Source organism: Pseudomonas sp. CCNWLW23 (assembly GCF_037095675.1).
GTDB lineage: Bacteria > Pseudomonadota > Gammaproteobacteria > Pseudomonadales > Pseudomonadaceae > Aquipseudomonas > Aquipseudomonas atacamensis.
The window spans coordinates 155,095-167,865 of record NZ_JBAWKM010000004.1; the positions used below are offsets into that span (position 1 = coordinate 155,095).

Genomic DNA, 12,771 nt, shown 5'->3' on the forward strand with positions numbered 1-12,771 from the left:
GATAGAGACGCGCACTATGGGCAAGGTTGAAAAACTGATATTTCCGGCTCTCCTTAGGGAAATGTCCGACCCGTTTTTCTGGCGGGTCTGTCCAATTGATGTATCGGCCATGTGTCATCAAAGATTAACCATTGGGTGAGAAAATGCCTGACTCCTCGCAACTCGTTATCGGCGCTGATCCGGCCGCGCAACCCATCGCTCAGGCCATGCGCCTGGCCAACCGCCACGGGCTGATCGCCGGCGCCACCGGCACCGGTAAGACCGTGACCTTGCAGCGTCTGGCCGAAGCGTTCAGCGACGCCGGTGTCGCGGTGTTCGCCGCCGACATCAAGGGCGACCTGTGCGGGCTCGGTGCAGCCGGCAACCCGCAGGGCAAAGTGGCCGAGCGCATCGCCGGCATGCCCTGGCTCGGTCACACGCCGCAGGCTTATCCCGTGACGCTGTGGGACATCCACGGTGAATCCGGTCATCCGCTGCGCACCACGTTGAGCGAAATGGGCCCGTTGCTGATCGGCAGCCTGCTCGAGCTGACCGACAGTCAGCAGTCGGCGCTGTACGCGGCCTTCAAGGTGGCGGATCGCGAAGGGCTGTTGCTGCTGGATCTCAAGGATCTGAAAGCGCTGCTCAATCACCTCAAGGATAACCCGCAGTTGCTCGGCGAAGACGCGGCGCTGATGACCACCGGTTCCAGCCAGGCGCTGCTGCGCCGCTTGGCGACGCTGGAACAGCAGGGCGCCGAAGCCCTGTTCGGCGAGCCGGCGCTGCAACTTGAAGACATCCTGCAACCGGGCGCCGATGGCCGGGGACGCATCCATCTGCTCGACGCCAGCCGCCTGGTGCACGAGGCGCCGAAGGTTTACGCAACGTTCCTGCTGTGGCTGCTGGCCGAGTTGTTCGAGCAACTACCCGAGCGCGGCGATGCTGACAAGCCGCTGCTGGCGCTGTTCTTCGATGAGGCGCACTTGTTGTTCGGCGACACGCCCAAGGCCTTGCAGGAGCGGCTTGAGCAAGTGGTGCGTTTGATTCGTTCCAAAGGCGTGGGAGTGTACTTCGTCACCCAGTCGCCGGCGGATCTGCCGGATGACGTGCTGGCGCAGTTGGGCTTGCGCATTCAACACGGCCTGCGTGCGTTTACCGCCAAAGAGCAGAAATCCCTGCGCGCCGTGGCGGATGGCTTTCGGCCGAATCCGGCGTTCGACAGTCTGTCGGTGCTGACTGAGTTAGGTATTGGTGAGGCGCTGGTGGGCACGCTGACCGAGAAGGGCACGCCGGAAATGGTCCAGCGCGTGCTGGTGGCACCGCCGCAGTCGCGGATCGGCCCGCTGACCGAAACCGAGCGCACCGTACTGATCGCCGGCTCGCCGTTCAAGGGCCGTTATGACAAGCCGATCGATCGCGAGTCGGCCTATGAGATCTTGGTGGGCCGCAAAGGGCTGGCGCCCGAGGCTGAAACACCAGCGGGCAAAGCGGCGGCCGAAGAGCCGAGCCTGGCTGACCGCGCTGGCGAATTCCTCGGCACGGCGGCAGGCCAGGCGCTGAAATCAGCGATGCGCCAGGCGGCTAATAACCTTGGCAAGCAGTTGGTGCGGGGTTTGATGGGGTCTCTGCTCGGAGGCAGCAAGCGCCGCTAAAAAGCAAAGATCGCAGCCTGCGGCAGCTCCTACAGTTGAAATGCATTCATTCTGTAGGAGTTGCCGCAGGCTGCGATCTTTTGCTTTTGCTTCAGGCTTTACCTTTGGCATGCGCCGCCAAACGCTCCAGCGCCGCGCGCAATCCCGGATCGCTGATCCCGTCGGCCGTCGACTGAATCGTCTCCGCCGCACTGCTGGACAAATCCATGGTGTGTCCAACCGCCCGATGTTGGACGATCGGCGGGCGCACGCTGAATTTGATCCGCGTCAGGTTGGCGAACTCTTCGAACAGTTGCAGCTGCCGCTGCAGGCGTTTCTGCTGATAGCGCAGGCGCGTTGCCCAATGGCCGTCAGTGACCACCAGCGACAGCTCGCCTTCGCGCCACTTGGCCACCCGGCAATGCTCGCGGGCAGCCGGTTGCAGCTGACTTTCGAGCAGGCGCTGCAAATGCTCCAGACGCTGGGCATGGCCGAGGATTGCTTTCAGCGGTTTGGCTTCGCGTAACAGAACGGCGGGTGCTCTGGCCGTGAGAGGGCGAAACGCCATGATCGAACACCTGAAGGAACAGAGGCGCCATGGTAGCAGAAAGCTGCGGAACCTCTGGGCCATTGCTTTTGTCCCTGATTTGCTCATTAAATCAACGTCTGACTTCTTTCCCCCGACGGGTTGAAGTTGAGCAAAACGCCCCTATTTTAAGTGAGCCCCGTCAAAGCGCAGTGCCAGCATCGTGGAACATCGCCACTTTCCTCACCACCGTTTCCGGGTAGAATGCTCGTTCGCATGCGGCCATGAGGGCTGCACGGGCGACTCACGGGGCCGCCCTCCATCCCTTTAGTGTGGAAGATCCTGCCGATATGTTTGCGCCTTTGTTAAAGAAACTTTTTGGAAGCAAGAACGAGCGTGAAGTCAAACGCATGCTCAAGACGGTGCAGCTCGTCAATGCCTTCGAAGAGCAAATGGTGGCCCTTTCGGACGATCAATTGCGCGCCAAGACCGCCGAGTTCAAGGCCCGTATCGCCAAAGGGGAAACCCTCGACAAGCTGTTGCCGGAAGCCTTTGCCGTCGCCCGCGAGGCCGGCAAGCGTGTGATGGGCATGCGCCACTTCGACGTGCAACTCGTCGGCGGCATGACTCTGCACGAAGGCAAGATTGCCGAAATGCGCACCGGTGAGGGCAAGACCCTCGTGGCCACCCTGGGTGTTTACCTCAACGCACTGTCCGGCAAGGGCGTGCACGTTGTGACCGTGAACGACTACCTGGCCCGCCGTGACGCCAACTGGATGCGCCCGCTGTATGAATTCCTCGGCCTGACCGTCGGCGTCGTGACGCCGTTCCAGCCGCCGGAAGAGAAGCGCGCCGCCTACGCCGCCGACATCACCTACGGCACCAACAACGAATTCGGTTTCGACTACCTGCGCGACAACATGGCGTTCAGCATGGATGAAAAATTCCAGCGCGAACTCAACTTTGCCGTGATCGACGAAGTCGACTCCATCCTCATCGACGAAGCGCGTACTCCGCTGATCATTTCCGGTCAGGCCGAGGACAGCTCCAAGCTGTACATGGAGATCAACAAACTGATCCCGCAGCTGGAACTGCACGTCGAGGAAGTCGAAGGCCAGGTCACCAAGGCCGGTCACTACACCGTTGACGAAAAGACCCGTCAGGTCGAACTCAACGAAGCCGGTCACCAGTTCATCGAAGAAATGCTCACCCGCGTCGGCCTGCTGGCCGAAGGCGAGAGCCTGTACTCGGCGCACAACCTTGGCCTGCTGACCCACGTCTACGCCGGTCTGCGTGCGCACAAGCTGTTCAACCGCAACATCGAATACATCGTCCAGGACGGTCAGGTCGTACTGGTCGACGAACACACCGGTCGTACCATGCCGGGTCGTCGTCTGTCCGAAGGCCTGCACCAGGCTATCGAAGCCAAGGAAGGTCTGAACATTCAGGCCGAGAGCCAGACCCTGGCCTCCACCACCTTCCAGAACTACTTCCGTCTGTACACCAAGCTGTCCGGCATGACCGGTACCGCCGACACCGAAGCCTTCGAATTCCACCAGATCTATGGTCTGGAAGTCATGGTCATCCCGCCGAACAAACCGTTGGCGCGTAAAGACTACAACGACCTGGTGTTCCTCACCGCCGAAGAGAAATACGCGGCGATCGTGGCCGACATCAAGGAAAGCATGGCTGCCGGTCGTCCGGTGCTGGTGGGTACCGCGACCATCGAGACCTCCGAGCACATGTCCGCATTGCTCGTCAAAGAAGGCATCGAACACAAGGTTCTGAACGCCAAGTTCCACGAAAAAGAAGCTGAAATCATCGCGCAGGCCGGTCGTCCGGGTGCGCTGACCATCGCCACCAACATGGCCGGTCGTGGTACCGACATCCTGTTGGGCGGCAACTGGGAAGTGGAAGTCGCTTCGCTGGAGAACCCGACCCCTGAGCAGATCGCCCAGATCAAGGCCGACTGGCAGAAGCGTCACCAGCAAGTGCTGGAGTCCGGCGGCTTGCAGGTGATCGCTTCCGAGCGTCATGAATCGCGCCGTATCGACAACCAGCTGCGTGGCCGTGCCGGCCGTCAGGGCGATGCCGGTTCGAGCCGCTTCTACCTGTCGCTGGAAGACAGCCTGATGCGCATCTTCGCCTCTGACCGGGTGAAGAACTTCATGAAAGCCCTGGGCATGCAGCCGGGCGAAGCGATCGAGCACCGCATGGTGACCAACGCGATCGAGAAGGCGCAGCGCAAGGTTGAAGGCCGCAACTTCGACATCCGCAAGCAACTGCTCGAGTTCGACGACGTCAACAACGAACAGCGTAAAGTGATCTATCACATGCGTAACACGTTGCTGGCCGCCGACAACATCGGTGAAACCATCGCCGATTTCCGTCAGGACGTGCTCAACGCTACCGTCAGCGCCCACATTCCGCCGCAATCGCTGCCAGAGCAGTGGGACGTGGCCGGTCTGGAAGCGTCGATCGAAAGCGATTTCGGCGTGAAACTGCCGATCCAGCAATGGCTCGACGAAGACGATCACCTGTACGAAGAAACCCTGCGCGAGAAGCTCATGACCGAGCTGATGGCGGCGTACAACGAGAAAGAAGACCAGGCCGGTGCCGAGGCGCTGCGCTCGTTCGAGAAGCAGATCGTCCTGCGCGTACTCGACGACCTGTGGAAAGACCACCTGTCGACCATGGATCACCTGCGTCACGGCATTCACCTGCGTGGCTATGCGCAGAAGAACCCGAAGCAGGAATACAAGCGCGAATCCTTCACGCTGTTCTCCGAGCTGCTCGATTCGATCAAGCGCGACTCGATCCGCGTGCTCTCGCACGTTCAGGTTCGCCGCGAAGATCCGGAAGCCGAAGAGCAACGCCTGCGTCAGGAAGCCGAAGCACTGGCGGCGCGCATGCAGTTCGAACATGCCGAAGCGCCTGGGCTGGATCAGCCGGAAGCGTTGGGTGAAGAGGTCGATGTGGCACTGGCCACCGCCGCTGCCCCGGTTCGCAACGAGCAGAAGCTGGGCCGCAACGAACTGTGCTACTGCGGTTCGGGCAAGAAATACAAGCATTGCCACGGGCAGATCCAGTAAAACCCGTTTCAATCGCTGAACACCCCGCGCCGCGACCGGCTCCTGCCGTCGCGGCGTTTTGCCATTTATCCCACCGTCCTTTCCCGTGGCGGTGCTGACATCATTGAGTAAGGAGCGCATTCATGGCTGTTGGTCTTGGTCCTTTGCCAACGTTGCACCCGGTTGCCGGTTTTGAACTCGGTATCGCCTCGGCCGGCATCAAGCGCCCGGGGCGCAAGGATGTAGTGGTGATGCGCTGTGCTGAAGGTTCGACCGTGGCTGGCGTGTTCACCCTGAACGCGTTCTGCGCCGCACCGGTGATCCTGGCGAAAAAACGCGTACAGAACGCCGTGCGTTACTTGTTGACCAACACCGGCAATGCCAACGCCGGCACCGGCGAGCCTGGCTTGGCGGCTGCCGAGCGCACCACCGCCAAGTTGGCCGAGCTGACCGGCGTCGATGCCAGCCAGATTCTGCCGTACTCCACTGGCGTGATCGGCGAGCCGCTGCCGGTCGAGAAGATCGAAGGCGCGCTGCAAGCTGCGCTGGATGATCTGTCGGAGAACAACTGGGAAGCCGCCGCCACTGGCATCATGACCACCGATACCCTGCCCAAGGGCGCCAGCCGCCAGTTCGAGCATGACGGCGTGACCATCACTGTCACCGGCATCAGCAAAGGCGCCGGCATGATTCGCCCGAACATGGCGACCATGCTGGGTTACATCGCCACCGACGCCAAAGTCTCCCGCGAGGTGCTGCACAACCTGATGCTCGACGGCGCGAACAAGTCGTTCAACCGCATCACCATCGACGGCGACACCTCGACCAACGACTGCTGCATGCTGATCGCCACTGGCAAGGCGGCGCTGCCGGAAATCACCCGTGCTGAAGGCGAGTTGTTCGCCAAGCTGAAACAGGCGGTATTCGAAGTGTGCATGGACGTCGCCCAGGCCATCGTGCGTGACGGCGAAGGCGCGACCAAGTTCGTCACCGTTGAAGTGAATGGCGGCGGCAACCACCAGGAATGCCTGGACGTCGGTTACACCGTGGCCCACTCGCCGCTGATCAAGACCGCGCTGTTCGCCTCTGACCCGAACTGGGGCCGTATCCTCGCTGCCGTGGGTCGTGCCGGCGTGCCGGATCTGGACGTGAGCAAGATCGACGTGTTCCTCGGTGACGTATGCATCGCCGGCCGTGGCGCTCGCGCCGCGACCTACACTGAAGCACAGGGCTCGGCGGTGATGCAGCAAGAAGAAATCACCATTCGCATCGAACTGGGTCGCGGCGATTGCAGCGAAACCATCTGGACCACCGACCTGTCGCACGAGTACGTGAAGATCAACGCTGAATACCGTACTTGATTCAAGGTGTGGGAGTGGGCTGCCGGCTTCTTCGCGAGCAAGCTCGCTCCCACAGTGGTTACGGCCGTTCACAAATATTGTGTACACCTCAGAACCTGTGGGAGCGAGCTTGCTCGCGAAAGCGGAGGTTGCGACACAATAAATTTTGAAGTTTCCTCTGACGAAAAGGCGCCACACCATGTCCCTGCACCTGATCATCGGCGACAAACTGCTTTCCTCCTGGTCCCTGCGTGCGGCACTGGCGCTGGAGCTGACCGGCGCACCCTACAGCGAAGAGCTGATCAAGCTCGGCAAGCCCGACACCCGCGAGCGCCTGCTCAAGCATTCGCCGACCGGCAAGGTGCCGCTGCTGCAAACCACCCGTGGCACCATCGCCGATTCGCTGGCCATCGCTGAGTACCTCGCTGAGCAGTTTCCGTCCGAGCAACTCTGGCCGAGCGATACCTTTGCCCGCGCCCAGGCCCGCTCGGCCTGCGCACAAATGCACAGCGGCTTCTTCGCCATGCGTAACCACATGCCGTTCAACCTCAGCCAGGACGCACCGCTGAACCCGGTGCCGCCGGAAGTAAAGGTCGATATCGAACGCATGCTCGCGCTGTGGGCCGAATGTCGCGCGGCAGCCACGGAAGAGGGGCCGTACCTGTTCGGTCGTGTCAGTCTTGCCGACGCGTTTTTCGCGCCGATCGCCGTGCGCCTGCGTACCTATCAGGTGAAGCTGCCAGCGGTCGACGAAGCTTACGTTGAAACCATCTACCAATGGCCCGCCTTCAAAGCGTGGCAAAAGGCTGGACTGGAGGAATTGAATCCGTGAAACGCGTCCACGTCGCCGCTGCCGTCATCCGTGACGGTGCCGGCAAAATTCTTATCGCCCGCCGTGCCGACACCCAGCATCAGGGCGGCTTGTGGGAATTTCCCGGTGGCAAGGTCGAGGCTGACGAATCGGTCGAATCGGCACTGGCTCGCGAGCTGCACGAAGAGCTGGGCATCGTCGTTGATGCTGCCCGCCCGCTGATCAAGGTTCGCCACGATTACCCGGACAAACAGGTGTTGCTGGATGTCTGGGAAGTATCAGCGTTCAGCGGCGAACCCCACGGCGCGGAAGGTCAGCCACTGGCTTGGGTCACTGCCAGGGAATTGATTGACTATGAGTTCCCGGCGGCCAATCAGCCGATCGTCGCGGCGGCGCGCTTGCCTGCCGAATACCTGATCACTCCGGAAGATCTGGAAGGCCCGGCCTTGTTGCGCGGCATCCAGAAGGCGATTGCCGGCGGCATCAAATTGATCCAGCTGCGCGCACCCAACGGCTACGACCCGAAATACCGTGATCTGGCGGTCGACGCGGTGGGCCTGTGCGCCGGCAAGGCGCAGTTGATGATCAAAGGGCCGTTCGAATGGCTCGGCGATTTCCCGTCTGCCGGATGGCACATCACCGCTGCCCAACTGCGTAAATACGCAGCGGCAGGACGTCCGTTACCAGCCGAGCGCTGGCTCGCGGCGTCGTGCCATAACGCCGAAGAGCTGGCGCTGGCCGAGCAGATGGGCGTCGACTTTGTCACCCTGTCGCCGGTGCAGCCGACGCTGACGCACCCGGATGCACAGCCGTTGGGGTGGGAGCAGGCGCAGGCGTTGATCGACGATTTCAGTAAACCGGTGTTTCTGCTCGGTGGAGTAGGGCCGGCGGAACGCGAGAAGGCCTGGGGTGTTGGGGCTCAGGGTGTGGCGGGGATTCGGGCGTTCTGGCCTGATCCAGTGTAAGGGCTGCTTGCCCCATCGCTGGCAAGCCAGCTCCCACAGGTTATGGGTGTACACAACGTTTGTGAACGATCTGGATCCCTGTGGGAGCTGGCTTGCCAGCGATGGCGGTATATCAGGCGCTACTTTCCTCCAGGTTTCGCAGCCGGCTGCCACAAAATCTCCGCCACCCCTTGCCGCCGCGCAATCAACCGCGCCACAACAAACAGCAAATCCGACAACCGATTGATATACGCCAGGCCAACCCCGGCCAATGGCTCAACCGAGTTCAAATGCTGACAGCGCCGCTCGGCACTGCGCGCCAGACTGCGGCAGACATGCGCCTGCGCAATCAACATTGAACCACCCGGCAAGATGAAGTTTTCCAGCGGCCCCAGCTCTTCATTCCACACATCGATCGCCGCTTCCAGCCGCTCGATTTCAGCCTCGTTCAACGCCTGATATTCCGGCATCGCCAGTTCGCCACCGAGGTCGAACAGGCGATGCTGACAAGGCGCCAACACTTCGATGATTTCATTCAGCCCCGGATGCACTTCGCGCTCGGCGAGCAAACCGGCCAGCAGCACGCCGACCTGACTGTTCAGCGTATCGACCTCGCCGATCGCCTCGATGCGCGGGTGATCCTTGGGGACGCGACGGCCGTCACCGAGGCCGGTTTCGCCTTTGTCGCCGGTGCGGGTGTAGATCTTCGACAAGCGAAAGCCCATGGGTTACCTCGGTAGTGGATTGGTTTCGGTGGTCAGCGGCGCAGGTTGCGCCAGCGGCAGACGCAGGGTGAAGCAAGTGCCCTGGCCGGGCGCCGACTGCACTTCCATCTGGCCCTTGTGATTGTTGGTGATGATGAAGTACGACACCGACAGACCAAGCCCCGTGCCCTGGCCGATTTCCTTGGTGGTGAAGAACGGCTCGAAGGTACGCTTGCGCACGTTCTCGCTCATGCCGATGCCGTTGTCTTCGACCTGGATCTCGGCCCACGGCGGATTGAGTCTGGTGCGCAGAATGATCCGGCCCGGCTCGCTGTCGTCTTCGCGCTGGTGGATCGCCTGCGCGGCGTTTTTCAGCAGATTGAGCAACACCTGTTCCAGCTCGTTGGCGGTGCCCGGCACCGGACCGAGGGCAGGGTCGAACTGACGAATGATCGCCTGGCCCTTGAAGTCGAAGCCGATGGCCAGATCGAAATCGTTGCCGGCGATCTCAACGGCTTGATCGATCAGCGCCGGCAGATCGCACGGCGCCATTTGCCGGGTGCTGCGGCGGCTGAAGCTGAGCATGTGCGTGACGATTTTCGCCGCGCGGGCGCCGGCCTGCTGAATGCCGTCGAGCAGTTGCGGGACTTCGCGGCCTTGCAGGTAGCGGTTCACCGTGTCCAGTTCAATGCCCAGTTGTTCGGCAGTCTCGATGTTCTTCGGCAGATCCGCCGACAGACGCCGGCGAATGTTTTGCACGTTGTGCAGGATCGCGCCGAGCGGGTTGTTGATTTCATGGGCCATGCCGGCCGCAAGGCCACCGACCGAGAGCATCTTCTCCGACTGCACCATCATTTCTTCCAGCGACAGACGCTGAGTGATGTCGTCGATACGGATCACCACGCCACGCCCGGCACCGCCCATCAGTGGGTAAAACGTCAGCGCGTAATGCTTGGGTTCATCGTCCTTGAACCAGGTCACCCGGTCGACTTTGGCCACGGTGTGCTGTTCGACGGTGGCCTTGAGCTGCGGCAAAAACGGTTTCAGCGGTTCGAAGGCGAGGAAGATCGGTTGGTTCAAAGCCTCATCCAGGCGCGTGCCGGAGAGGGCGCTGGCTTCCTGATTCCATTGAGTGACGTAAAGCTGCTCATCGAGAGCGATGAGCGCCGAGGGCATCGAGTCGATGATGCTGTTGAGGTAATTCTGGAAGCCGGTGAGCTTCTTCTCGATCTTGCTGCGCACCTGGACTTCCAGCTCCAGTTTGCGGTTGGTGTGGCGGGTTTCCTCGGCCAGCCCCTGCGCCTGATCGTAGGCGGCCTGTGAGTCGTCGCGTGCGCGTTTGAGCTGCTGCTCGCGGGCTTCGATGCGCGAAAGCATGGTGTTGAACGCCTCGGCCAGGCTGCCGATTTCGTCATGGTTGCCGCGTGCAGCGCGCAGGGCGTAGTTCTCTTCGCGGGTGACCTGCCGCGACAGTTCTTCGAGCTGATGAATCGGCCGGGTAATCAGGCGCTTGATCTGCCGGGCAATCACCAGCCACAGCAGTACGCTGAAGATCAGGATGCCGAGGCTGGCGGTCAGAGTGCCGGTGTAGAACGCCATCGGCAGTTCGCTGCTGGCCACCAGCAACAGATGCCCCGGCGCGGTGCCGGGGCGGGGCAGGGTGATCAGTTGGTTGCTGCGAAACTCGGTGAGTTGCCAGGCTTCGACGTGGCGGTAGCGCTCGGGGAGACTGAGTTTCTCGCCGCGCTGCACTTGCGCCAGGCGTTCACCCTTGCCGTCATACAGGGCGGCGGCGCGCAGTGGTGAATAACTGTCGAGTTCCTTGAGCAGGCGCTCGGCGCTGCGCGGCGACTCCAGCGCATCGCTGACCAGACTCGGATTGGCGATCAGCCGGCCGATGGTCTGCAGGGCCTGAGGCGCCATGCTTTCCTGAGAAATGTAGTAGGCGGCGCTGATAAAGGTCAGGTTGGCGACCAGCAGAACCGTGGTCAACAACACCAGCAGGGCGGCCAGCAGTTTCTGGCCGACCGGCAGGTTTTCAAGGCGCTGGCGCAATGGCATCAGGTTTATCGCAGCAGGGGAACAAGTCGTCAGCCTAGCGGCTGCTCAGTCGCTGGGCAATCCACGCTTGCGCAGATGCGCCACCAAACGTTGCTGCAACTGCTGCAGATGCGGCAGATGCAACTGATGGCGCTCGGCAACTTTGCAGGCGTGGCCCAACAGATAGCTGATCTCGGTGCGGCGCTGGTTGGCGACGTCCTGATACATCGAAGAGTAATTGGCGGCGGTGGCGTGGATCACTCGTTCGACTTCCGCTTGCAGATTGTCCGCCGCAGCAGGTTGGCCGCAGCGTTCGAGCAGTTCGGTCAATTCAGCACAGAGTGTGGCAACTTCGCAGTGATGCTCGCTCAGCCCGCCGTTACGGCAGTTGTGCAACACGGTCAGCGGGTTGATCGCGCAGTTCAGCGCCAGTTTGCGCCACAGGCGAGTAAGGATATCGGCGCTCCATTCATGGGGAATGTTCGCCGCTTGCAGATCGTCCAGCCAGACCGGCGCCAGCGGATTCGCGCCATCGCCCAGCCAGTTGAAACCGTGACCGGCAAACACCACGCGCCAATCGCCATCGCGGAACGCGCCCTCGGTGCTGGACGCGCTGATGCAGCGCGCTTGCGGCATGCGCGCGGCGACGGCGTCCTGACTGCCTAGGCCGTTCTGCAGCAGGATCAGTTCGGCGTCCGGCGCGAGGCGGGAAGCGAGGCGGGCGACGGCCTCTTCGGCGTCATAGGCCTTGCACGCAACCAGCAATCGGCGAATCGGCTCGGGGCTGTCCGGGGTTTCGCCAGGAACTGCATAGGTATGAGCTTGTCCGTTTTCTACCAGGGTCAAGCCGCCCACTGCCTCGTAGCTGTGCAAGCGCGCCGCATCGCGCAGGATCAGGCGCACTGGCAAGCCGGCGCGAGCCAGACGTGTCGCCCAGAGTGTGCCGAGGCTGCCGGCGCCAAGTACGTGCCAGGTGGTCGACATCAGTTTTTTGCTCGATTGCTTGCAGGCATGTGCGGCTTGCCGTATCGGTAGGAAAAGACCCGTTATAATGAGCCCGATTTTAACCGCAAGCCAAGCGCGCTCCATGCACATCGAGCGCGCCTTTTTATTGGAGAGATTACATGCCGTCGTTCGACGTGGTATCCGAACTGGACAAACACGAACTCACCAACGCGGTCGAGAATGCCGTGAAGGAACTCGATCGTCGTTATGACCTGAAAGGCAAAGGCAGCTTCGAGTTCAAGGAAAAAGACCTGACCGTCAGCCTCACCGCCGAAGCCGCTTTCCAGCTCGAAGCGATGATCGAAATCCTCAAGCTGGCGCTGACCAAGCGCAAGATCGACGTGCAATGCCTCGAGGTCAAGGACGCCTACGCTTCGGGCAAGCTGATGAAGCAGGACGCCATCCTCAAGGAAGGCATCGACAAAGAGCTGGCGAAGAAGATCGTCGGCCACATCAAGGAAGCCAAGCTCAAGGTCCAGGCCGCCATTCAGGGCGAGCAGGTGCGTGTCACCGGCAAGAAGCGCGACGACCTGCAGGAAGCGATCGCGGCCCTGCGTGCCAAGGAATTCGGCATGCCGCTGCAGTTCAACAACTTCCGCGACTGATGTCGGTCGGATGACTTGTGGGAGCGAGCTTGCTCGCGAAAGCGGCGGATCAATCAACTCATTAGCTGAATGACTCACCGCTTTCGCGAGCAAGCTCGCTCCCACATTTTTTGTG

10 protein-coding genes are annotated in these 12,771 nt (G+C 61.5%); 6 read left to right on the forward strand and 4 right to left on the reverse strand.

The features are described 5' to 3' along the window. Nucleotides 1-143: 143 nt before the first annotated feature. On the forward strand, nucleotides 144-1,631 hold the full coding sequence (locus V8J63_RS07755) for a helicase HerA-like domain-containing protein (RefSeq protein WP_125925588.1): 1,488 nt from the start codon (nucleotides 144-146) through the stop codon (nucleotides 1,629-1,631). Between the two features lie 91 nt (nucleotides 1,632-1,722). Here the strand turns inward: V8J63_RS07755 and V8J63_RS07760 are convergent, their stop codons facing one another. Next, nucleotides 1,723-2,178, reverse strand: a complete 456-nt coding sequence (locus V8J63_RS07760) for a DUF721 domain-containing protein (RefSeq protein ID WP_071173369.1) — start codon at nucleotides 2,176-2,178, stop codon at nucleotides 1,723-1,725. A 308-nt stretch (nucleotides 2,179-2,486) separates the two neighbouring features. On the opposite strand from V8J63_RS07760, the gene secA reads away from it, so the two are divergent. The 4 genes from secA (at nucleotide 2,487) to V8J63_RS07780 (ending at nucleotide 8,323) form a co-directional block, all read left to right on the forward strand. After that, nucleotides 2,487-5,228 carry a preprotein translocase subunit SecA gene (gene secA, locus V8J63_RS07765; RefSeq protein WP_110602531.1) on the forward strand — a complete coding sequence of 914 codons (2,742 nt, stop codon included), beginning with the start codon at nucleotides 2,487-2,489 and terminating at the stop codon, nucleotides 5,226-5,228. 122 nt (nucleotides 5,229-5,350) lie between these two features. Then, a complete protein-coding gene (argJ, locus tag V8J63_RS07770; protein ID WP_336463860.1) occupies nucleotides 5,351-6,568 on the forward strand; it encodes a bifunctional glutamate N-acetyltransferase/amino-acid acetyltransferase ArgJ in 1,218 nt (405 codons plus the stop codon). Between the two features lie 178 nt (nucleotides 6,569-6,746). Continuing rightward, entirely contained in the window at nucleotides 6,747-7,379 is a 633-nt protein-coding gene (locus V8J63_RS07775; protein WP_122602083.1) for a glutathione S-transferase family protein, read from the forward strand. Then, nucleotides 7,376-8,323: a Nudix family hydrolase gene (locus tag V8J63_RS07780; protein ID WP_125925586.1), complete on the forward strand. Its 948-nt coding sequence runs from the start codon at nucleotides 7,376-7,378 to the stop codon at nucleotides 8,321-8,323. Before V8J63_RS07775 ends, V8J63_RS07780 begins: the two co-directional genes overlap by 4 nt. 119 nt (nucleotides 8,324-8,442) lie before the next feature. Here V8J63_RS07780 and V8J63_RS07785 read toward each other — a convergent pair whose 3' ends face one another. From V8J63_RS07785 to V8J63_RS07795, 3 genes are read right to left on the reverse strand one after another with little or no spacing between them, the layout of a single operon-like run. Next, nucleotides 8,443-9,027 (reverse strand): cob(I)yrinic acid a,c-diamide adenosyltransferase, encoded by a 585-nt coding sequence (locus V8J63_RS07785; protein ID WP_125925584.1) that lies wholly within the window; start codon nucleotides 9,025-9,027, stop codon nucleotides 8,443-8,445. Nucleotides 9,028-9,030: 3 nt separating this feature from the next. Continuing rightward, a complete protein-coding gene (locus V8J63_RS07790) occupies nucleotides 9,031-11,067 on the reverse strand; it encodes a sensor histidine kinase (protein ID WP_125925582.1) in 2,037 nt (678 codons plus the stop codon). 45 nt (nucleotides 11,068-11,112) lie between these two features. Continuing rightward, nucleotides 11,113-12,030 carry a putative 2-dehydropantoate 2-reductase gene (locus V8J63_RS07795; RefSeq protein ID WP_125925580.1) on the reverse strand — a complete coding sequence of 306 codons (918 nt, stop codon included), beginning with the start codon at nucleotides 12,028-12,030 and terminating at the stop codon, nucleotides 11,113-11,115. Nucleotides 12,031-12,170: 140 nt separating this feature from the next. On the opposite strand from V8J63_RS07795, the gene V8J63_RS07800 reads away from it, so the two are divergent. Further along, complete coding sequence (locus V8J63_RS07800) at nucleotides 12,171-12,656, forward strand: YajQ family cyclic di-GMP-binding protein (protein ID WP_016773491.1); 486 nt, start codon at nucleotides 12,171-12,173, stop codon at nucleotides 12,654-12,656. Nucleotides 12,657-12,771 lie beyond the last annotated feature (115 nt).